Source organism: Hymenobacter sp. BT559 (genome assembly GCF_017571525.1).
Taxonomy (GTDB): Bacteria; Bacteroidota; Bacteroidia; order Cytophagales; family Hymenobacteraceae; genus Hymenobacter; species Hymenobacter ginsengisoli.
This window is the reverse complement of record NZ_JAGETY010000001.1, coordinates 537334-558116: the sequence shown is the minus strand read 5'-3', so window position 1 is coordinate 558116 and position 20783 is coordinate 537334. Positions and strand designations below refer to the sequence as shown.

At 61.4% G+C, this 20783-nt stretch carries 17 protein-coding genes and 1 tRNA gene; 17 read left to right on the top strand and 1 reads right to left on the bottom strand.

The features are described 5' to 3' along the window. Nucleotides 1-365 precede the first annotated feature (365 nt). Nucleotides 366-438 (bottom strand) — tRNA-Met (locus tag J4D99_RS02335). Nucleotides 439-645: 207 nt separating this feature from the next. Here J4D99_RS02335 and J4D99_RS02330 point away from each other — a divergent pair. From J4D99_RS02330 to J4D99_RS02250, 17 genes are all read left to right on the top strand, one after another. Next, complete coding sequence (locus tag J4D99_RS02330; RefSeq protein ID WP_208130068.1) at nucleotides 646-1899, top strand: TCR/Tet family MFS transporter; 1254 nt, start codon at nucleotides 646-648, stop codon at nucleotides 1897-1899. Nucleotides 1900-2120: 221 nt separating this feature from the next. Then, nucleotides 2121-2486: a BlaI/MecI/CopY family transcriptional regulator gene (locus tag J4D99_RS02325; protein WP_208130067.1), complete on the top strand. Its 366-nt coding sequence runs from the start codon at nucleotides 2121-2123 to the stop codon at nucleotides 2484-2486. 2 nt (nucleotides 2487-2488) lie between these two features. After that, nucleotides 2489-3826 carry a M56 family metallopeptidase gene (locus tag J4D99_RS02320; RefSeq protein WP_208130066.1) on the top strand — a complete coding sequence of 446 codons (1338 nt, stop codon included), beginning with the start codon at nucleotides 2489-2491 and terminating at the stop codon, nucleotides 3824-3826. Between the two features lie 82 nt (nucleotides 3827-3908). Next, nucleotides 3909-4454 carry a hypothetical protein gene (locus tag J4D99_RS02315; protein WP_208130065.1) on the top strand — a complete coding sequence of 182 codons (546 nt, stop codon included), beginning with the start codon at nucleotides 3909-3911 and terminating at the stop codon, nucleotides 4452-4454. 96 nt (nucleotides 4455-4550) lie between these two features. Next, the gene (locus J4D99_RS02310; RefSeq protein ID WP_208130064.1) at nucleotides 4551-5063 is read left to right on the top strand and encodes a hypothetical protein; all 513 of its coding nucleotides are present in this window, start codon (nucleotides 4551-4553) and stop codon (nucleotides 5061-5063) included. A gap of 91 nt (nucleotides 5064-5154) precedes the next feature. After that, a complete protein-coding gene (locus J4D99_RS02305) occupies nucleotides 5155-7548 on the top strand; it encodes an erythromycin esterase family protein (protein ID WP_208130063.1) in 2394 nt (797 codons plus the stop codon). A 101-nt stretch (nucleotides 7549-7649) separates the two neighbouring features. Continuing rightward, nucleotides 7650-8036 carry a SusC/RagA family TonB-linked outer membrane protein gene (locus J4D99_RS02300; RefSeq protein WP_208130062.1) on the top strand — a complete coding sequence of 129 codons (387 nt, stop codon included), beginning with the start codon at nucleotides 7650-7652 and terminating at the stop codon, nucleotides 8034-8036. A gap of 136 nt (nucleotides 8037-8172) precedes the next feature. Beyond that, nucleotides 8173-11670: a DUF4175 family protein gene (locus tag J4D99_RS02295; protein WP_236018465.1), complete on the top strand. Its 3498-nt coding sequence runs from the start codon at nucleotides 8173-8175 to the stop codon at nucleotides 11668-11670. 184 nt (nucleotides 11671-11854) lie between these two features. After that, entirely contained in the window at nucleotides 11855-12292 is a 438-nt protein-coding gene (locus J4D99_RS02290) for an ATP-binding protein (protein WP_208130061.1), read from the top strand. Then, nucleotides 12289-12756 (top strand): rRNA maturation RNase YbeY, encoded by a 468-nt coding sequence (ybeY, locus tag J4D99_RS02285; RefSeq protein ID WP_208130060.1) that lies wholly within the window; start codon nucleotides 12289-12291, stop codon nucleotides 12754-12756. Before J4D99_RS02290 ends, ybeY begins: the two co-directional genes overlap by 4 nt. 19 nt (nucleotides 12757-12775) lie before the next feature. Next, the gene (locus J4D99_RS02280) at nucleotides 12776-13480 is read left to right on the top strand and encodes a GNAT family N-acetyltransferase (RefSeq protein WP_213019482.1); all 705 of its coding nucleotides are present in this window, start codon (nucleotides 12776-12778) and stop codon (nucleotides 13478-13480) included. Between the two features lie 53 nt (nucleotides 13481-13533). Further along, complete coding sequence (locus tag J4D99_RS02275) at nucleotides 13534-13992, top strand: GNAT family N-acetyltransferase (protein ID WP_208130059.1); 459 nt, start codon at nucleotides 13534-13536, stop codon at nucleotides 13990-13992. Nucleotides 13993-14110: 118 nt separating this feature from the next. Then, entirely contained in the window at nucleotides 14111-15979 is a 1869-nt protein-coding gene (mnmG, locus tag J4D99_RS02270) for a tRNA uridine-5-carboxymethylaminomethyl(34) synthesis enzyme MnmG (protein ID WP_208130058.1), read from the top strand. 177 nt (nucleotides 15980-16156) lie between these two features. Next, a complete protein-coding gene (locus tag J4D99_RS02265; protein WP_208130057.1) occupies nucleotides 16157-17071 on the top strand; it encodes a methyltransferase domain-containing protein in 915 nt (304 codons plus the stop codon). Nucleotides 17072-17126: 55 nt separating this feature from the next. Continuing rightward, nucleotides 17127-18821, top strand: a complete 1695-nt coding sequence (locus J4D99_RS02260) for an Ig-like domain-containing domain (protein ID WP_208130056.1) — start codon at nucleotides 17127-17129, stop codon at nucleotides 18819-18821. Between the two features lie 694 nt (nucleotides 18822-19515). Beyond that, on the top strand, nucleotides 19516-20010 hold the full coding sequence (locus J4D99_RS02255) for a DUF4385 domain-containing protein (RefSeq protein ID WP_208130154.1): 495 nt from the start codon (nucleotides 19516-19518) through the stop codon (nucleotides 20008-20010). A gap of 129 nt (nucleotides 20011-20139) precedes the next feature. After that, on the top strand, nucleotides 20140-20631 hold the full coding sequence (locus J4D99_RS02250; protein WP_213019481.1) for a hypothetical protein: 492 nt from the start codon (nucleotides 20140-20142) through the stop codon (nucleotides 20629-20631). The last annotated feature ends 152 nt before the right edge of the window (nucleotides 20632-20783 follow it).

Sequence of the window (20783 nt, the reverse complement as noted above, 5' to 3'; positions counted from 1 at the left end):
CCCTGCTAGCTGGGTATCACGCCCAAAAGCGCAACCAGCCGGGGTTAGTAAAGCTACGCACGCGCAGCCGGGTTTATGCAAGCCAATGCTTGAATAGTAATAAGTGCTATAGGCTAGCCGCTTGCTGCGCCAGCCTATAGCAGCCGTAGCAGGAACACTATAATTTACGAAAGCTTGCCAGCTAGCACACCAGCCAGCCGGCGTCAGCCAACTCGCTGACAAGAAAATCCAGTAGAATAAGGCTTAATAATCAGCTTGGTACCACTTAGCAAGCCACCACCTGCTCAGCATCCAACACCTGGTGTTTAAAGCAGGGCAGACACAAAAAAACGGCGCTTCCAGATAGGAAACGCCGTTTTTGCGAGTAGCGGGGACTGGACTCGAACCAGTGACCTTTGGGTTATGAGCCCAACGAGCTACCAACTGCTCCACCCCGCATTGTTTGGGACTGCAAAGGTACTATAAAACCTGTCGACTACAAGTAACAGCATAAAAAAGCCTCGAGGTTTTGCCTGACACGCTGATTTACAAGGAGAAATTTTTCATAATGGCTAGGCCCTGCTCTTGCGCAGGGTAGCACCTTAGCAGAGATTACGGGTTTTATACCTCAGCTTTGGGGTACTTATTCTGCCTTGCTTCCTGCTTATGTCGCCCAAACGCCCGGCCGCGCTGGCTTTCATCTTCGTCACCATCCTCATCGATGTTATCGGGCTAGGGGTTATTATCCCGGTGCTGCCCACGCTCATCGAGCAGCTCACGGGCGAGGGCGTGAGCCGGGCTTCGCAATACGCGGGCTGGCTCTCGTTTGCGTACGCGGCGGCGCAGTTTGCCTTTGCGCCGGTGGTGGGCGGGCTGTCCGACCGCTTTGGGCGGCGGCCGGTGCTGCTGGCTTCGCTGCTGGGGCTGGGCTGCGACTACATTTTTCTGGCCCTGGCCCCGACCATTGCCTGGCTGTTTGTGGGGCGCATCATTGCGGGCGTCACGGGGGCTAGCTTCACCACGGCCACGGCCTACATCGCCGACGTGAGCCCGCCCGAAAAGCGCGCCCAGAACTTTGGGCTGGTGGGGGCGGCCTTTGGGCTGGGCTTTATTATTGGGCCGGTGCTAGGGGGTGCGTTTGCGCACTTCGGGCCGAGGGTGCCTTTTATGGTAGCGGCGGGCCTGAGCTTGTGCAATTTCCTCTACGGCCTGTTTTTGGTGCCCGAGTCTTTGCCTGCTGAGCAGCGCCGGCCCTTCGAATGGGCGCGGGCCAATGCGGCGGCCTCGCTGCTGCGGCTAGGCAAATACCCCAAAATAGTGGGCCTAGTGGTGGCGCTGGTGCTGCTTTACCTGGCCGGCTCGGCCACGCAGTCGGTCTGGACGTTCTACACCATCCTCAAATTTCATTTTAATGAAAGCATGATTGGCTGGTCGCTGGGCGCGGTGGGGCTGGGCGCCCTCATTGTGCAGGGCGGACTGGTGCGGGTACTCATTCCGAAGCTGGGCGCGGCGCGGGCGGTGCTGGTGGGCATGGCGTTTTATATCCTGGGTTTTGTGCTGTTTGCCTTCGCTACGCAGGGCTGGATGATGTTCGCTTTCACGGGGGTGTTTGCACTAGGGGGGCTGGCGGGGCCGGCCTTGCAAGGCAGCATTTCGGGCCAGGTACCGGCCAATGAGCAGGGCGAGCTGCAAGGCGCGCTCACCTCGCTCATCAGCGCCACGGGCGTGGTAGGGCCGCTGTTTATGACGAGCTTGTTTGCCTGGTTTACGCGGGCCGGGGCACCAGTTTATTTTCCAGGAATGCCGTTTTTGGCCGGTGCAGTACTTACGCTGCTAGCCCTGCTGGTGGCGCTAGGGCCGCTGCGACGCCTGCCCGCGGCCTCCCCTGCACCAGCTGTGGCCGCGCCTAGCGGGCACTGATTGTGGAGCACAGCAGCTGCGCTACCAGCGCGGCCCTAGCCACCGGGCCTCTGCGGGCTAATTAGCCTCGTCAGGGAATTACCTACTTATTTTTCTAACCTGAAATGCCTTTTCCAAGCTGGAGATGGCATTTTTTATTTTCTCTACAGAAAATTTTTGAGCAAGTCGATTCTATTTTACGAAACATTCGTAGTATTACGAAAAATTCGTAAATACTTTCCATGGAACGACTCACTCAACCCGAAGAAGATGCGCTGCGCGCGCTCTGGCACACCGGTCCAGCCTTTGTGAAGGACGTGCTGGAGCAGCTGCCAGCCCCGCGCCCGCCCTATACCACCCTGGCCAGCACCCTGCGCAACCTGGAGCGCAAGCTGTATGTGCAGGCCGAAAAGCTTGGCAATTCGTTTCGCTACGCAACGCTGGTGAGCGCCGAAGACTACCAGCGCCGCTCGCTAGGGGCGCTGGTGCGCGAGCATTTCCGCGACTCGTACAAGGAGCTGGTTTCCTTCTTCGCGAAGGAGGAAAAGGTGAGCGCCGCCGACTTGCAGGAGATTATCCGGCTCATCGAAAACCAAAAGCCGGAGTAGTTATGGCCGTCGCTATTCTTGCTTATCTGCTGAAAGCCAACGTAGTGCTGGCGTTGTTTGCGGCCGCCTACTACGGGCTGCTGCGCGGCCTCACCTTCTTTGGCCTGAACCGCGCCTACCTGCTGCTGGCGCTGCTCTTTGCGGCGGTGTACCCAGCCCTGCCGGTGCCCGCTTTGCTGCCGGCCCCGGCCCTGCCGGCGCTGCCAGTGGTAGCGCGCCTCGCTAGCCCCGGCCCGGTGGGCACGGCGCCGGACGCGGGCTTCGACTGGGCCCTGCTGGCGCTGGGCGTGTATGCGGCCGGGGCAGCCGGGCTACTGCTGCGCCTGCTGGGCCAGCTAGGCAGCCTGGCGCTGGTACAGGCGCGCAGCCGGCCTAGCTGGGCGCTGGGCCAGCCGGTGCGGGTGCTGCCGGGCGCGGGCGGGCCGTTTTCGTTTGGCCGCACGGTGTATGTGAGCGAGGCAGCCCTGGCCGATGCGGCCAGCCTGCCCGCTGCCCTGCGCCATGAGCAAGCTCATGTGCACCAGCTTCATACCCTCGATGTGCTGCTGGTGCAGGCCGGCACCGCCCTAGCCTGGCTGAACCCGGCGGCCTGGCTGCTGCGCCGCGCCGTGCTCGATAACCTCGAATACCTGGCCGACCGCGCTGCTCTCCGGGCGGGCCTCGACCGCCGGGCCTACCAATACAGCCTGCTGCGCCAGCAGCCGGGCGGCGTGCCGGCCCCCGCGTTAGCCTTCCATTTTTCCTTTCCTACCCTCAAAAACCGGATTGTCATGCTGAATCAGCCCATTTCTACTACGCGCCAGCTCGGCCGCTACCTGCTGGCTGCGCCGCTCGTGATGGCGGTGGCCCTGGCCTATACCGGGGCGCGTGCTCAAATGCCGGCTGCCGCCACCAAGCAATCAACGCCAACCGACGCGCTCTACTACCTTGATGGGCAGCCTAGCACGCAAGCGGCCTTTAAAACGCTGGACCCTAACAGTATTGGCAGCATCGATGTGGTGAAAGACCACGCGACGATAAGCCGGATTTTTAACAGCACCGCGCCCAGCGTGGTAGCCATGACCACCAGGGCCAATGCCAACTCGCCGGCCGTGCTAGCCTTGGCCGAGCAAGCCAACCTGAGCGGGGCCTACACCTACACGCCGGCTCAGGTAAATGCGGTGGTGCCCAAAGCCCTGACCTACATCACGAGCCATTACCCCGATTCGCGCCTAAGCGGCGAGGTAACGGAGGTGAAGCGCAAATCAACGGGTGAGGTCAAGTACCAAGTGCAACTCATCACGGGCCGGCGGCCTTTTTATGTCTTCTTCTCGCCGCAAGGCGACTTCCTGGCGCAGTAATAAATCAAGCAGTTAGTCTTTCCAGCAATCACCTCCTTATCCTACCCGACCAATGGCAAAAGCAGTTTTTTTCTCCAACTCAATGCGTGATTGGGCAATGGCCTGCGGCGCAGGGCTGGCGCTTGGGCACATCAGCGCGGCGCAGGCGCAAGCGGCGCCCCCTCAGAACCACTGGCAGATTGCGACGGGTACTCTGGTGTACCTGGATGGCGAGCGAAGCACCGTTGCAGCCATCAACCGCTTGGCTCCGGCGGCCATCAATTCGGCCGATGGCATGATGGGGCAGCCGCTGGTGCGGCAAGCTTTTGGCGATTCAGTGGCTATGGAAGTGTTGGTTGTCACGACTAAAGCCAATGCCAACACGCCGGCTGTGTTGGCGCTGGCCGACAAGGCGCACTTGCTGTCTGGCTACGTGAGCAACCTGAGTACCGTGGGTATCATCGCGCCCAAAGCCCTGGCCTACATCACGAGCCACTACCCGAAGTGCTGGCTAGGGGGTGAAGTACTAAAGCTAACCCAAAAGTCGACTGGCGCGGTGAAATACCGGGTGCAGCTGGCTGATAACTGGGGCTTTCACTACGCAAGCTTCACGCTGGCCGGAGACTTTGTTGACGACAGAGTTTATTAATTGACCACGTTCATTTTTTGACTAATTATTTCATTCCCACTCCTCATGTTTCCAGTTTTTGCATCTGCCTCTCGCCCGTCTGGACGTTATCTCTTGATGGCATCTCTAGTGGCCCTTTTAGCGCTTAGCGCCGCCCTAGCCCATGCCCAGGTGGCACCCACGCCGGCCCCGGCCCAGAAGCCCTTGCCCAAGAATGTGGCGTATTATGTAGATGGCCAGAAGACTGGCAGTGACGCGCTGACTAAAATCGCCCCTAGCGACATCAGCAACATCAACGTCATCAAAGGCGCTGACCAGCAGCAGCTGTTTGGCGTGGCGCCGTCCGATGGCACGGTGGTGATAACCACCAAGGCCGGCGAGAGCTCGCCCGAGGTAGTGGCCTTCAACAACCGTATCAATGCCGTGAAGCCACTAGTGCCGCCCACCGCCGCGCAGGTAGCCGGCGTGGAGGCCGCTAAAGCCTACATCCTCAAAACCTACCCTAGCGCCAAGCTGGAAATGGTAGGCCCGGCCCGCGACAAGCCCGGCTACTACCAAACCTTCTTCACCGACGGCGGCAAGCGCCTGCAGCTGCTCTTCGACGGCCAGGGCCAGCCCGTGAAGCAATAAGGGTCGCGGGCAAGCAGTTCTTGCTTGATTACTAGCCTGCTAGCCGGTTGGTCAGTTTTGCTGATGAGCCGGCTAGCCTTGTATAGTGGGTATGAACAACTGCCTTTTTTACTGCTGCGGATTGGTGCTGGGCCTGCTGGCTAGCCTGGATGCCCGCGCCCAGGGCCGCCTCAACCTGGGCCTGGAGCCGGGAGCCAACCACGGCCAGCCGCTGGCGCTGTGGCGCACCACGGTGCCGCCCGGCGGCCGGCTCACCTTCGATACGTTGGTGCATCGGCAGGGGTGCGGCAGCCTGCGGTTCGACTTGCCCACTCGCCTCGACAACGAGGCGCCGCGCCTGGCTTCCATCGGCACCACGGTGCCGCCGCTCGACTCGATGCGCGGCCGGCTCCTGACGGTGCGGGCCTGGGTGCGCACACGGGGCTGGCGCGGGCGGGTAGGGCTTTCAGCCTCCGTTACGACCCTTACCTTGGCCGGCCTCAGCCCCGAGCGGGCAGCGGTGCTCGACTCGCTGCCCGCCGACCTGGACTGGCGCCAGCTGGAGCTACGGCTGCCCATAAAGGCTACTGCCTTCGGGCCTAGCCTATATTTTTGGACGCAAGGCACCGGCCGGCTGTGGCTGGACGATGTGCAGCTGCTGGTAGGAGGGAAGCCCGTGCCCGACAGCCCCGTGCCCGCCACCGAGGCGCTGCTGCTGCCACCCGCCGAGGCCCTGGCGGCCAACTGGGATTTTGAGCGCCCCCTGCCACGTGCGGCCTGGCCCGACCCGGCCGGCGCCACCGTGGCCCTCGATAGTGCCAGCCCGCAGCATGGCCGACACTACCTGCGCGTAGTGCGCCGCAGTGCCGCTGGCCAGCCCACGCCCAGTGCCTACTTGGGCACGCTGCGGCTAGCCCGCCAGGAGGGCGGCAAGGTGCTGCGCGTGATGGGCTACTGGCGCCGACCGGCGGCGCAGCCCGGCTTGCAGCCACCCAGCCCCGGACCAGCCTTCGTGAGCCGGCTGCTAGCCCTGGGGCAGCAAGCGGGCGATACGTGGATGCCCGATACCCTAGGCCCAGCTCCGCCGCTGCCCGCACCCGGCCCGCAGTGGACGGACTTTGCCTTTGAGGTACCCATGCAATTGAAGTATGCGGTAAGTAGCGCGCTCACGCTGAGCCTAGTGCTACCGGGCCCCGGCGCCGTAGAGCTCGACAACCTGACGTTCAGCCTTAATGGCAATCCCTACGTGCCCACCGGCCCGCCCGTGCCCCCGCTGCCCACCGCCGCCGAAATGGCCTGGCTGCGCACTGCCTTGCGGCCGCTGCGGCTAGGGGCGCCCGCCACCGCCGGGCCCGACCTGGCCGCGCTGGGTGGTTTTCTGGCGCCGGCGCGGCTCGTGGGGCTGGGGGAGGTCACGCACGGCTCGCACGAGGTTTTTGCGCTGCGCGACAAGCTGACGCGCTACCTCATCGCCGAAAAAGGCTTTACGGGGCTGGCGCTGGAAGCTAGCCCCGTGGCCTGCGCGGCCCTCAATGACTATGTGCGCACTGGTCGCGGTGACCTCTCCCGGCTGCTGGCCGCCCTCGATGGCTGGAACACCACGGAACTGCGCGACTTGCTAACCTGGCTGCGCGCCTACCAAGTAGCCCACCCCGCTAGCCCGGTGCTGCTGGCGGGCCTCGATGTGCAGCAGCCCGAACAGGCCCTAGCCAGCTTCGGCCAGCTGGTGGAGGCCGATGATGACTTCACCCGCAGCCGCATGCGCCAGCTGGGGCAGCTGCTGGCCACCTACCCGCACCCTGCCCCCGACGACCCCGACCTGCGCGACCGCCCCGACCAGCCGCACGACTCGCTGCTAGCCCCACTGCACCGCCTGCTGGCCGAGCTTAGCACCGGCCTTGATGCCCGCGCCAAGCTGCTCGGCCTCCCCGTCAGCCTAACCCAGCTAGCCCGCCAGCGCTACTACCTGCACCTCGTGGAGCAGGGTGCCACCTGGCGGCGGTTATCGTTTGGCATGGCCTTCAACTACCGCCAGGCGTGCCTGGCCGAAAACGCCCAATACCTGAGCCAGACCGAAGGCCCCGCCGCCCGGCTGGTGCTGTGGGCCAGCAACAGCGCCGTGGCCAAGGTGCTGACCAAGGAAGAGCGCCCCATGGGCGAGTGGCTGCGCGCCACGCTCGGCCCCGGCTACCTGGCGCTCGGCCTGGCGCTGGGGCAGGGGAGTTATGCCGCGCTCGGCCCGGCCGGCAAGTGGGCCAGCGCACCGCTGGCTAGCCCCCTGCCTGGCAGCTACGAGGCGTGGCTTCGCACGGGGCCGCCCGCCAGCTGGCTGCCCCTGGGCCGGCAAGAGCTGACCGACGAAAACGCCTGGCTATTTCAGTCGCAGCTACTGCGCGAGGTGGGCTACCGCACGCCCCACAATGAATTTATGCTCCACAGCTTGCGCAGCGAGTTTGATGCGGTCGTGTTCTTGCGGGAGTCGACGCCCGTTCGGCTGGTTCCTTAGGCTGCTCATCAATTAATTTGACCGGGTATGCCCCATTACGCACGCCATCTTGCTGCTTCGCTAGGGCGCTGGCTGGCCGCTGCGCTGCTGGTAGCAGGTGGATGCTTCAGCCGGCAGGGGTGCGGGCCCAAACGCCCACCGTATCGGGGCTACAGATTCAGCCGGCGCCACCGCCGTCGGCCGGAGGGCTGCGTATTACGCTCGATGGGCCACGGCCAAAATCCTCATTATCCGTCATTTACCTCGATGGGCAGCGCGCCGATACTATAGCGCTGGCCAAGCTCAATCCGGATGACATTGCCAGCGTGAGTGTGCTGAAAGACGGCGCTATTGCCCGGCAGCTCGGGCCTGATGAGACGCGGCTAGGGGTGCTTTTTATAACTTCCAAGGCCAACGAGCACTCGCATCGGGTACGAGCTTTCAACCGCCGCCTAGCCCGGCTCAAGCAGGCCGAAGCCCAGGCTCCCGCCGGCCGGGTAGCGCCCTAGCACCGGAGGGGGCGCTCAAAAGTCAGCCGTGCCCGCACTGGCCGAACTACCGGCCTACCCGCTCACGTTGGCAGGCTAGGGTGTAACTTGTTGCGGCGCGGGCCGCCACGAGCAGCGCCCGCCTTTTCCTTAGCCTATGACGATGGTAGCGGACCGGCCGGCTTCGGCCGCCGGGGTTTCTTCGACTGATTTTCCGGCGCTCACCCAGGTGCGGGCCGAGCTCGATGCCTACAAGCGCAAGTTTTACCTGAGCCTGCTGGTGCGCGGCGGGCTGGTAGCGGCGGCGCTGCTGCTGAGCTTGTTTGTGGTGTTCAACACCCTGGAGTATTTTCTGTACCTACCCACGGCGGTGCGGGCGGGGCTGCTGTTCACTTTCCTGGCCCTGGCCGTGTATGCCGTGGGGCGCTGGCTGTGGCAGCCCCTGGCGGCCCTAGCCAACCTGCGCCGCTTGCTGAGCGACGAGCAAGCCGCCCGGCAGGTGGGCGAGCTGTTCCCGCAGGTGCAGGACCGCCTGCTTAACGCCTTGCAGCTGCAAGGCCAGGCCCGCGACAACGAGCTGCTGCTAGCTAGCCTCGAGCAGCGCGCGGCCCAGCTACAGGGCGTGTCCTTCGCGCAGGGCATTGATATTCAGCAGCAAAGCCGCCCGCTGTGGAAGTACGTGCTGCCGCCGCTGGCCGTGGTGCTGCTGGCGCTGGCGTTTTTCCCGAGCTTCATCACGCAGAGCACCAGTCGCATCTGGCACTACAAGCGCCACTACTCACGGCCCGCGCCGTTCGATTTTGTTATTCATAATAAAGAGCTTAAAGTATTTAAGGGTGAGAATTTTACCCTAGCCGCCGCAGTGGCCGGCAAAGCAGTGCCTGCTAGCCTGAGCCTGCTCACTACCGATGGCGCCGAGCGCCCGCTAGCCCCGGTGCCGGGCCACCCGGGCGAGTTTCGCTACACCTTCGAGCAGCCGGCCAGCGACGTCACGTTTCAGCTCAGCGGCGCCGGCTTCGTGTCGGATGAGTACCACCTCACGGTGCTGGAACGGCCCGACTTGCGCGACTTCACGGTGCACGTGACGTACCCGGCCTACACCGGGCGCCCGGCCGAAACTATTCGCAACGGCGGCAACCTGACTGTGTCCGAGGGCAGCCAGCTGCGCTGGGAGTTCAGCACGGCCACCACCGAGGCGCTGGCGCTGCACTTCGACAACCCCGCCGAAATGGTGCAGGCCAGCCAGCAGGGCGAAAGCTTCGTGGCCGAGCGCCGGGCGCTGCGCTCGCAGCCCTACCTGGTGATGCTGCGCAACGCGGCCGCCACCAACGCGAACCCCATTGCCTATCAGCTCACGGTGGTGGCCGACGCGCCGCCTACGCTTACGGTGGAGGCATTTTCGGACACGACATCATTGCGCTACCTAGCGCTGGGCGGCTCGGCTACTGACGACTATGGCCTGACCGCGCTACGTCTGCACTACCGCTTGCACCGCGCCGACTCGAAGGCCACGGGCGGCTTTAGCAGCCGGCCGCTAGCCCTGCCCAGCGGCGCGGGCGGCACCTACGCCTACACCTGGAACCTTGCGCCGCTGGCCCTGCAGCCCGGCGACCGGCTGGAGTACTTCGTGGAGGCCGTGGATAACGATGGCATTCACGGGCCGAAAAGCACGCGCTCGCGGCCCCTGGAGTTCCGGCTGCCCAGCCAGCGCGAGCTCGACAAGCAGCTGGCCTCGCAGGCCAACTCGGTGGCTAGCCAGCTTAGCTCGGCTGCTAAGCAGAGCAAGCAGCTGGAGCGCGAGCTGGCTCAAAGCCAGGACAAGCTCAAAACTAAGCGCGACCTGAGCCGGCAGGACCGTAAGCAGCTCGAAGACATGCTCGACCAGAAGCAGCAGCAGGACCAGCAGGTGCAGCAGCTGCAAAAGCAGTTTGAGCAGCTCCAAAAGCAGCAAGACCAGCTCAGCCCCAAAAGCGAGGAGCTGGCCCAAAAGGCTGAGGAGCTCAAAAAGCTCATGAACGACCTGCTAGACCCCGAAACCAAGAAACTCTACGACAAGCTGCAAAAGCTGCTGGAGCAGCAAAAGCAGCCCGATGCCGAAATGCAAAAGCTGCTGCAACAGCTCGAAAACAAGGAAGACACCTTGCAGAAAGAGCTGGACCGCGCCCTCGAAATGTTCAAGCAGATGCAGTTTGAGCAGAAAGCTGAGCAAACTGCCGACCGCCTCGACCAGCTAGCCAAGGAAGAGCAAAAGCTAGCCGAAAAAACCGCCGAAAACGACAAGAATAACCCCGACAATAAGCAGAGCGCCGAGCAGCAAAAGGCCGAAAACCAAAAGCTGCAACAGGAGCAGGCGCAGAAGCGCCAGGAGTTTGAGGAGCTGAAAAAGGACATGGCTGACCTTAAGCAACAGGACAAGGAGCTAGGCGACCAGAACGACATGGACGAGCAAAAGCCCGACCAGCAGCAGACCGACCAAGATATGCAAGACGGCGAGCAGCAGCTCTCCAAAAACCAAAACCAGAAGGCTAGCCAAAGCCAGAAGGCCGCCGCCCAGCGCATGCAGAAAATGGCCCGCAAGATGAAGGACCAGATGAGCGACGACGAGGAGCAGAAAAAGCAGCAGAACATCGACGGCCTGCGCGACATTCTCGATAACCTGGTCACGCTCAGCTTCGACCAGGAAAAGCTGATGAAGGACTTCCGGGTGGTGGACCAGACCGACCCGCGCTTTGTGCAGCTCGGCCAGACCCAGCGCAAGCTGCGCGACGACTCGCAGATTATTCAGGACTCGCTCTATGCCCTGGCCAAGAAGGAGCCGCGCATCCAGAGCTTCGTGACCCGCGAGGTGGGCGAGATGAACGGCCGCATGGATGAGAGCCTCACGCACATCAAGCAACGCGACGTGCCCCGGGCCACCACCACTCAGCAGCAGGCCATGACCAGCATTAACAACCTGGCCCTCATGCTCTCCGACGCCCTCAAGCAGATGCAGCAAGACCTGCAGCAGATGAAAGGCCAGGGCCAGGGGCCACCCCAGCCCGGCAGCGGCAAGGGCAAGAAAAAGGGCAAGGGCAGCTCGCCCGGCCCCGGCAGCCTGGGCAAGATGCAGCAACAACTCAACGAGCAGATTCAGCAACTGTCGCAGAGCGGCAAAACCGGCCGCGCCCTCTCGCAGGAGCTAGCCAGGCTAGCCGGCCAGCAGCAGATGTTGCGCCAGGCCATGCAACAGATGGGCAACCTGCAGCCCGGCGGCGGCAAGCCCGGCGGCAAAGACGGCAAGGATGGCCAGGGTACCAAAGACAGCCAGAACAAAGACGGCCAGGGCGCCGGCGGCAACGCCGCCGAAATGAAAAAGATGATGGAGCAGACCGAGACCGACCTCGTGAACAAGCGCCTCACCGAAGAAACCATCCAGCGCCAGCGCCAGATACTGACGCGCCTGCTCGAAGCCGAGAAATCGGCCCGCGAGCGCGACCAAGATACCAAGCGCGAGGCGCAGGCTGCCCAAAATCATCCACCGGTGTTTCCGCCTGCTTTCCAGAAGTATAAGGCCGCCACCCCCGAGCAGCAGACAGAAATTTTAAGGCGACAGCAGCCCGCCTTAACACCTTATTATCAGCAGAAAGTGAGCGAGTATTTCCGAAAAAACCGCTAGCATACCAGCAACCTGCTTAACAACGTTACGTAGAGGCGGGTTGCTACCTCGAAAACTTCAGGCTGCGCGACGCCAAGTAGCCGAAAACCACAGTGCTACGGCACTGTCTGTTTTTTACCTATCTTTTTCTACTTTTGCCGTCCCGCTACCCACGCCGCTCTCGCTATTCCTTCGCTACCCCCTTATGAAGCAGGTTAAAATTCAGATTCCATCGCTCGTGGAGAACATCCGCGTCGTGGAGAGCTTCATTGATAATTCCAAAGACACGTTCCAGATTGAGGACGACATCTATGGCAACATCATGGTGGCCGTCACGGAAGCTGTAAACAACGCCATCCGTCACGGCAACAAGTTTGATAAAGACAAGAACGTCTACCTCTCGCTCTACGTCAACCCCAACCAGTTGAAATTTGAGATTGAGGATGAGGGTACGGGCTTTGATTACAACAATTTGGACGACCCTACTTCGCCCGAAAACCTCGAGAACCCCGGTGGACGCGGCATTTTTCTCATCCGCCACCTGGCCGATGAAGTCGAATTCAGCAAGGATGGCCGTCGCTTGGAGTTGACCTTCGCCCTGCACCCTAGCACTCCTGACACCGCCGAGCAAGCCGCCGCATGAGCGTGACACCTGCCGCCGGCGTGCGCTACTTTGAAGCGCCCGGCATTGAGTTTGTGGTAGAAGACGTGCCCGAATTTGGGCTGCGCGATGCCGAAGACCTGGTGGCCTGGATAGAGCGCATTGCGGCGGTGCACGAGTACCGCATTGCGCAGCTTACGTTCATCTTCTGTTCGGATGAGTACCTGCATAAGTTGAACGTAGAGTACCTCGACCACGACACACTCACCGACATCATTACCTTTGATAATGCCGACGATGCCGAGGTGCTGGAGGGCGACATCTTCATCTCGGTAGAGCGCGTGGCCGACAATGCCAAGGACCTGAGCGTGAGCTTCCGCGACGAGCTGCACCGCGTCATGATTCACGGCGTGCTACACCTGTTAGGCTACCACGACAAGGACCTGCTGAGCCAGACGGCCATGCGCCGCAAGGAAGACTACTGCCTCTCGCTGCGCACGTTCTAGCCGCAGCTAGCCCGCCCGTATGCCGCTTTATATCCCCGGCCCCGTGCTGGATTATTACCTGAGCCTGGGCTACTACCGCATGCGGCAGGATTTATTTACCTGCCGCTTTTTGCCGCATGAGGGCCACCTGTATACCGTGCACTGGCTGCGCCTGGTGCTGGCCAACGTGGATTACGGCCCCAAGCAGCGCCAACTGCTGCGCCAGAATGCCCGGTTTAACGTGTCGGTGCGGCCTTTTCAGCTCACCGCCGAATACGAGGCGCTGTACGCGCGCTATCACCAGGCGCTGGCTTTCGATGCCTCGCCGACGCTGGCCGAGCTGTTGCTGGATGACACGCTGCACTCCGTTTTTGCCACTGAAATACTAGAAGTACGTGAGGGCGAGCAGCTTATTGCCGCCGGCATTTTCGATAGCGGTACCGATAGCATTGCGGGTATTGTTAATTTTTACGACCCTAGCTATCGCAAATTCAGCCTGGGCAAGTACCTGCTGCTGCTTAAAACCGAAGTGGCTCGCCGCCGGGGGCTAGCCTACTATTACCCCGGCTACCTGGTGCACGGCTACCCAAAGTTTGATTACAAGCTGTTTGCCAGCCTGGCGGCTACCGAAGTATTTGACTGCCTCAGCAGTCAGTGGCTACCGTTTTCGTGGGAGGAAGTGGATAAACAATCGGCCGCACTGCTAGGGGAGGAATTGGCGCAGAACGGGGAAGCGACCGAGTAAGCAAGTGTTGCGGAGCAGCCATATTTTCGCGGCTCGCTAGCCTCATTGCCGCCATGTTCCGCCTCGTTCGCACCACTTCTGACAATCCCGATTTTCGCACCCTAGTGCAGTCGCTCGACCGCGAGCTAGCCGAGCGCGACGGGGCCGAGGCCGGCTTCTATGCCCAATACAACAAGATTGACCTCATCAAAAACGCAGTGGTAGCCTACCTGGCCGACGAGCCGGTAGGCTGCGGTGCGTTCAAGGAATTTGCGGGTGATACGGTCGAAATAAAGCGGATGTTTGTGCAGCCAACGCACCGCCAGCAGGGCGTGGCCCAGGCAGTACTGGCCGAGTTGGAGCGGTGGGCTAGTGAGCTGGGCTACCCGAGCTGCGTGCTCGAAACCGGCAAGCGCCAGCCCGAAGCCATCGGCCTCTACGAGCGCAGCGGCTACGCCCGCACACCCAATTATGGGCAGTACGTGGGCGTGGAAAACAGCGTGTGTTTTCGCAAGGCGCTGCCGGTGGCCTGAGCCTCGGTGTGCCATTATGCGCAGTAGTTGGCTGAGCTTGAAGTATTTTTGCGTCCTATTAGAAGTGCTGGCGGCTGGTCCGCCGAACTATTTAGGGCTAGCTACAGCTTACGCTACTATGTTTCAGCAAGAAGAATACGACCTTATTGTAGTGGGCGCGGGCCACGCTGGCTGCGAAGCCGCCGCCGCCGCCGCCAACCTCGGCTCGAAGGTGCTGCTGGTGACGATGAACATGAACACCATCGCCCAGATGTCGTGCAACCCCGCCATGGGCGGCGTGGCTAAGGGCCAGATAGTGCGCGAGATAGATGCGCTAGGGGGGCAGTCGGGCCTCATCACCGACCGCACGATGATTCAGTTTCGGATGCTGAACCGCTCGAAGGGCCCCGCCATGTGGAGCCCGCGCGCGCAGAGCGACCGCATGCGCTTTGCCGAGGAGTGGCGCCTCACGCTGGAGCAGATTCCGAACGTCGATTTCTGGCAGGAAGCCGTGACTGGCTTGCTGATTGAGAACGACGCCTGCGTAGGCATCCGCACCGCGCTCGGTATCGAGTTTCGCAGCAAAACGGTGGTGCTTACCAATGGCACCTTCCTCAATGGCCTGATTCACATTGGCGAAAAGAACTTTGGCGGCGGCCGGGCGGCGGAGAAAAACAGCCGCGGCATCACCGAGCAGCTCATTGAGCTGGGCTTTGAGGCCGGGCGCATGAAAACCGGCACGCCGCCCCGCGTAGATGGCCGCTCGCTCGACTACTCGAAGATGGAAGTGCAGGACGGCGACGCCAACCCCAGCCGCTTCTCCTACCTCGACACGCCGGCGCTCACGCGCCAGCGGCCCTGCTACATCACGTACACCAACGAGCGGGTGCACGAGATTTTGAAGGAAGGCTTCGAGAAGTCGCCCATGTTTCAGGGCCGCATCAAGGGTCTGGGGCCGCGCTACTGCCCGAGCGTGGAAGACAAAATCAACCGCTTTGCCGACAAGGACCGCCACCAGATTTTTGTGGAGCCCGAGGGTTGGAGCACTGTGGAGTGCTACGTGAATGGCTTCAGCAGCTCACTGCCCGAAGACGTGCAGTACCGCGCCCTGCGCGAAATCGCGGGCTTCGAAAAGGCCAAGATGTTCCGGCCGGGCTACGCCATCGAGTATGATTTCTTCCCGCCCACGCAGCTTACCAACACGCTCGAAACCAAGCCAGTGCGCAACCTCTGGCTAGCCGGCCAGATAAACGGCACCACCGGCTACGAGGAAGCGGCCTGCCAGGGCCTGATGGCCGGCATCAACGCCCACCAGCGTGCGGCTGGCAAAGAGCCTTTCACGCTGCGGCGCGACGAGGCCTACATCGGCGTGCTCATCGATGACCTTATCAACAAAGGCACCGAGGAACCCTACCGCATGTTTACGAGCCGCGCCGAGCACCGCATTCTTTTGCGCCAGGACAATGCCGACCTGCGCCTGACGCCGCTAGGCCACGCTCTGGGCCTGGCTAGCGACGAGCGCCTGGCCCGCGTGCGTCAGAAGGAAGCCGACACGGCGGCTGTGCTGACCGTGCTGGAGAAATTTGCCATCGAGCCGGCCACGATAAACGGCTTCTTGGCCGAGAAAAACTCGGCCGAGATTCACGAGAAAACCCGTGCGCTCAACCTGCTGCGCCGGCCTAATATTGAGCTGCCGGAGCTGGCGGCTTTCCTGCCCGAACTGGCCGCTGCGCTAGCCCCCTTTAGCGAAGAGGCGCAAGAGCAAGCCATTATCCAGACCAAGTACGAGACGTATTTGCAGAAAGAGCAGCAGCAGGCCCAGCGCATGCGCGAGCTGGAGGACTTCCAGATTCGGGGCCGCCTGAACTACGGCGCCATGCCCGCGCTCAGCCACGAGGCCCGCGAAAAGCTGCTCAAGATTCAGCCCGAAACGCTGGGGCAGGCCAGCCGCATCAGCGGCGTGAGCCCGGCCGACGTGTCGGTGCTGATGGTGTACCTGGGCCGCTGAGCAGACTGGCAGCCCCCGCACAGCAGGTATTTTGGTGCTAAAAAGCCTTCTTACTTGGTGTGCGGGGGTTACCTGGCTAGTTAATTAACTATTTGCTAGCGACCTAAATCGACTTCAGGTGGAAGCCAACAAAACTTGCGACCTTTGCCTGCTATTGTTAATTCCTTGTATTTGCTTGTGCCTAACGAAGTATTGCTAGCCTGCCCAGTATGTGGCAGCCCCAACTTACACGACAAGCTGCACGTGCAGGACAAATCGGTAAGCCAGGAAACCTTCATCATTCAGCAGTGCTTGGCCTGCGGCTTTCAGTTTACCAACCCCCGGCCCGATGCGGCTAGCATCGGGAAGTATTACGAATCAGACGCTTACGTATCACACAACTCGGCAGCGCAGGGGATGGTAAACCGCGTGTATAAAGCGGCACGCTACTTCACAGTACGGCGTAAGGTGGCCCTCATCAAGCGGCTCAATGGTGGCAGACAGGGCCACCTGCTTGACTATGGCTGCGGCACCGGTCACTTTTTGGCGGGTGCTAAAAAGGCCGGCTGGCAGGTGACTGGCCTGGAGCCTAACGACCGCGCCCGCCACGATGCCGCCGCCCGGGTGAGCCAACCCATTTTGGAAACATCAGCGCTGGCCAAGCTGGCCACGGGCAGCTTTGACGTTATCACGCTTTGGCACGTACTTGAGCACGTACACGCCTTGCACGATACGCTGAATCAGCTTATTAGCAAGCTCAAGCCCAGTGGCAAGCTACTCATTGCCGTGCCTAATGCGGAGAGCCTCGACGCCCAGCACTACCGTCAAAATTGGGCGGCCTACGATGTGCCTCGCCATCTTTATCATTTTGCCCCAGCACCCATGCAGCGCCTGCTGGCCAGCCACGGCCTGCGCCTCATACAAACCCTGCCGCTGGTGCTCGATGCCTACTACATTAGCATGCTCAGTGAACGCCACTTGGCACCCGAGCGCGCGGGCGGCCCACTCGCCATGCTGAAGGCGGGCTATAAATCCAACCAATACGCGGCGCAGCATGGCGGGCAATATTCGAGCCTGCTCTACGTAGCCGAGCGGGCCGACGCGGGCCGCTAGCCCCACGCCCGGCCGACGGGGTACTTTTGTACACGTTTTTCCGCCGCTTTTTCTAATGGGTGTTCGCGCTGCTTTTCGATTTATAAGAGGGTTTGACACCCAAGCTGGGGCTAGCCAGGGTGCCCAGGCCGGCTTAGCCCTAGCCAGCTTGCTGGCGCTGGGCAGCTGCGCGGCCATCAGCTCGCCGCAGGGTGGGCCGCGCGATAAGACGCCGCCGCGCCTCATTGCCACCTCGCCCGACAGCGCGGCCCGCAATGTGAAGCAGCAGTTCATTCGTCTTAAGTTTTCGGAGCCTATTCAGCTTAAGGACCTGACCAAGAACCTGCTCATTACCCCGCAGCTGCCGCCCGACAACTCGTACTCGGTACTGGCTGACCGTGACTTCATTACGCTCACGTTTAAGAAGCCCCTGGAGGCGAATACCACCTACTCATTCAACTTCCGCAACGCGGTGGTGGATGCCAACGAGAGCCTGCCGGCCAAGTACCAGGCCCTGAGCTTCAGCACCGGCGCTACGCTCGACTCGGGCCGGGTACGTGGCTCGGTGACCGACTTTTTTACGGCCCGCCCGGCCGCCGATGTGGTGGTGGGCCTCTACCGCACCACCGACACGGTGGGCGTGCGCCGGGGCCAGCCCTACTACCTGGCTCGCACCGATGCCAAGGGCCAGTTTCAGCTCAATTTTATCCGGGTGGCACCTTACCACCTCTACGCCTGGACGGATAAAAACAATAATAACCGCTATGACGACGGCGAGCGCATTGCTTACCTGCCCGGGCCCATCGCCATCAGCGATACTACCAGGCCGCGGGCGCTGCAGCTAGTGCGCCCCGACCGCCTGCCGCCCCGCCGCACCAGCCTCGAAAGCACCCCTAGCCAGGTGCGTGTCAGCTTCAACGAGGGCTTGCAAACGGCCACACTAGCCTCCCTGGCCCCGGCCGATGCCGCGGCCCAAACGGCCGTGCAACAGGCTGTCGAAATCGCCGACCAGGGCCGTAGCGTCTTGATTTTCAAAACGCCCACGGTAGTAGATGGCCGCTACCTGCTCGCCGCCACCGACAGCGTGGGCAATCAGCGCCGCGATACCATTAACGTACGCTTCCCGGTGCCGACGGCGGCGGGCAAGCGGGCCCCGGTGGCGGCCGGCACTTCTGTGGTGGGCAATCCCCGCTCGGTGTACCGGCAGGGCCGGGTGCAGTTTCGCTTTCCGGTGCCGGTGCAGCTGGTAGCCGGCAAAAGTCCCGGTACGCTCACCGAAGACTCGCTCAAAACGCACGCCCTGCGCGTGCCCGCCGAGGCCAGCCTTAATTCTGGCCGCACCGAGCTTACGGTAAACCTCGACACGAAGGCGCTGAAAAACATCGAGATTCGCCTCGACAGCACGGCCCTGCTCGCGGTTACGGGGCAGTCGCTGTACCTGCGGCGGCCGCTGCGCCTGGCCGTGGTAGACCAAGACCCTAGCGGCCAGCTCATCGGCACTATCACTACCAAGTATAAGTCGTTCGACTTGCAGCTGCTCGATGAGAAGTATCAGGTGCTAGCCCAGTTGCACAACCCACGTGGCAGCTACCGCTTCGACTACCTGGCGCCGGGTAAATACCGCCTGCGAGTGCTCATCGACCAAGATGGCGACGGCCACTGGCGCGGCGGCGACCCCAATCTGCAGCTGGCGCCCGAGCCGATTTACTTCAACCCAAAGGTGTTCGATATCCGGGCGGGCTTTGAGATAACCGAAAACCTGGCTTTTTAGCCAAGTCAGCCTTCAGCACCACCTTTCCACAGCTTTTGGGCAAAAAGGCCCGCAAACTCCGGTTTGCGGGCCTTTTTGTTGGCCGGTGGTGGATAACTAAGCTGCATTTCCAGTTACTGAGCGTGGCTTTTGGCATTTATGCACGAGTTATCCACTAGGTTATCCACGAGTGGGGGCTAGCCCGGGTCTTTTTGTGGAAAAGCCTGGGGAAACCCACCCCGCACCCGTGGATAAGATGGGCACAAGTTTTTTTGGTCGTTCGGCCCGGGTGGCAGTTGCGCAGCCTTGTGGATAACCGTGGATAACTCCCCATGCTGGCAAACACAATCCACACAGCCCCTAGCCTGTGGATTGTGAATAGTGGATAACCTCTGTGAATAGTGGATAACCCGGTTAACTTATTCTAAAACAACCGAATGATATGCACAATGCCTGTGGATAGGCCGTGCATAAGCCACTAGTTGTACACCCCTTTTCCACGCTGTGGACAACTCCCGGCCGTTATACACTTATCCACTGCCCTGATGGATGAAAACAAAAGAGATTTTTTAAAAAAGAAATTAATTAAACTTATTAGCTTGTGGAAAACTTCGGCCGGGTGAAAAGTCGCCCGGCTGCCGGGGCTAGCCAACCCTGGCCGGGCGCCGGCCGTTGTGCACCGGGCGGTGTGGATAAGTGCCGCCCCGCGCCAGCCATGCCGTTCGACTACTCCCTGGATTTTCACACCGTCGATTTCAGAAAGCACCCCGAGTTCTACCGCGTAGGCAAGGGCGAGCAGGGGGTGCTGCTGGTGCAGCCCTACAAGGGCGAAATCCTGCCCCACTGGCGCTTCAAGGATGCTGCCGCAGCCCACGAGTCATCAGCCGCCATCTGGGCGCTCTTGGAGGACTATTTGAAGCAGGAAGACTTTGTGGGAGCCGATATGGCCCGCAAGTTTTTGCAGATGGGCTACACCCGCGCCCGCCGCTACGCCAACCACCAGGGCGGCAAAAAATACGACGGCCCCGTGCCCGACGATAAAAAAGGCCAGAGCGGTGCCCACGGCCGGGCCGAATTGCCCCGCAATACCCAGCCCGATGTGGATAAAGTAGAAGCCGCCGCCATTTTTAAGCAGAAGTGGGACGAGGCCCGCGCCTTACCCGAGTACCAGCGCCAGAAAGCGGCCTTCGAAGCACGCTACGGCAAGTAGCGCCGTCGTTATGCACCACCACAACCTACCGGTGTGGAAAACCTACCTAGCCGGTGGGTAGCCCGGGCCTAAGCGCCTCATTGGTTGCTCATCCGGCTACCTTTGTATTCTTTTCTAACACCATTTCTCATGAGCACCCCAACCACCACCCCTAGCAGCATCGAGGAGAACGAAATTATCCTGGGCACCGGCATGGGCCCGCTGCGCTTCGGCACTACCATGGACGAGGTGCGCACCCTAGTGGGCGAGCCCGAGGAAATCGACGAGTCGGAAGACGAGGACGAGTTTGAGCACCAGGCCTGGAATTACTACGAGGAAGACCATTTGCTCTCGCTCTACTTCGACCGTGAGGACGACTTCCGCCTGAGCTGCATCGAAACCGATAATCCCAACCTGCGCCTCTTTGGCGAGGCTATCCACGGCCGGCCGCTCGACCAGATTAAGGCCCTCATGCAGCGCCACAACCAGGGCACGCCCGAAACCGAAACAATGGAAGGCGGCGAAGTGCGCCTTTCCTACGAAAAGTCGATGATTGACCTCTATTTCGAAGAGGGACTATTGCAATTTGTCAACTTCGGCGTCTTCATCAACGACGACCTTGAGGTGCAGTGGCCCAAGTAAAGCTCAGCCGCTGAAAGCCTGAAAGTTCCTCGCATTTGCGCCGAATAACCTGGCCTTTGCAAAAGTTATCCACAAAAAAGCCGTTTTTTAGTGTTGATAAGTGGATAACTCGGTGAAGCAGGGATTATTCCCAGATTAGCAAAATTCATCTT

Bases quoted from the DNA above. Each gene is read 5' to 3' on its own strand.
- J4D99_RS02305 (WP_208130063.1), top strand. From the start codon at position 5,155: ATGAACAACTGCCTTTTTTACTGCTGCGGATTGGTGCTGGGCCTGCTG.
- J4D99_RS02325 (WP_208130067.1), top strand. From the start codon at position 2,121: ATGGAACGACTCACTCAACCCGAAGAAGATGCGCTGCGCGCGCTCTGG.
- J4D99_RS02310 (WP_208130064.1), top strand. From the start codon at position 4,551: ATGGCATCTCTAGTGGCCCTTTTAGCGCTTAGCGCCGCCCTAGCCCAT.
- J4D99_RS02250 (WP_213019481.1), top strand. From the start codon at position 20,140: ATGAGCACCCCAACCACCACCCCTAGCAGCATCGAGGAGAACGAAATT.
- J4D99_RS02255 (WP_208130154.1), top strand. From the start codon at position 19,516: ATGCCGTTCGACTACTCCCTGGATTTTCACACCGTCGATTTCAGAAAG.
- J4D99_RS02275 (WP_208130059.1), top strand. From the start codon at position 13,534: ATGTTCCGCCTCGTTCGCACCACTTCTGACAATCCCGATTTTCGCACC.
- J4D99_RS02280 (WP_213019482.1), top strand. From the start codon at position 12,776: ATGCCGCTTTATATCCCCGGCCCCGTGCTGGATTATTACCTGAGCCTG.
- J4D99_RS02260 (WP_208130056.1), top strand. From the start codon at position 17,127: ATGGGTGTTCGCGCTGCTTTTCGATTTATAAGAGGGTTTGACACCCAA.
- J4D99_RS02330 (WP_208130068.1), top strand. From the start codon at position 646: ATGTCGCCCAAACGCCCGGCCGCGCTGGCTTTCATCTTCGTCACCATC.
- J4D99_RS02320 (WP_208130066.1), top strand. From the start codon at position 2,489: ATGGCCGTCGCTATTCTTGCTTATCTGCTGAAAGCCAACGTAGTGCTG.
- J4D99_RS02295 (WP_236018465.1), top strand. From the start codon at position 8,173: ATGACGATGGTAGCGGACCGGCCGGCTTCGGCCGCCGGGGTTTCTTCG.
- J4D99_RS02300 (WP_208130062.1), top strand. From the start codon at position 7,650: ATGCTTCAGCCGGCAGGGGTGCGGGCCCAAACGCCCACCGTATCGGGG.
- mnmG (WP_208130058.1), top strand. From the start codon at position 14,111: ATGTTTCAGCAAGAAGAATACGACCTTATTGTAGTGGGCGCGGGCCAC.
- J4D99_RS02315 (WP_208130065.1), top strand. From the start codon at position 3,909: ATGCGTGATTGGGCAATGGCCTGCGGCGCAGGGCTGGCGCTTGGGCAC.
- ybeY (WP_208130060.1), top strand. From the start codon at position 12,289: ATGAGCGTGACACCTGCCGCCGGCGTGCGCTACTTTGAAGCGCCCGGC.
- J4D99_RS02290 (WP_208130061.1), top strand. From the start codon at position 11,855: ATGAAGCAGGTTAAAATTCAGATTCCATCGCTCGTGGAGAACATCCGC.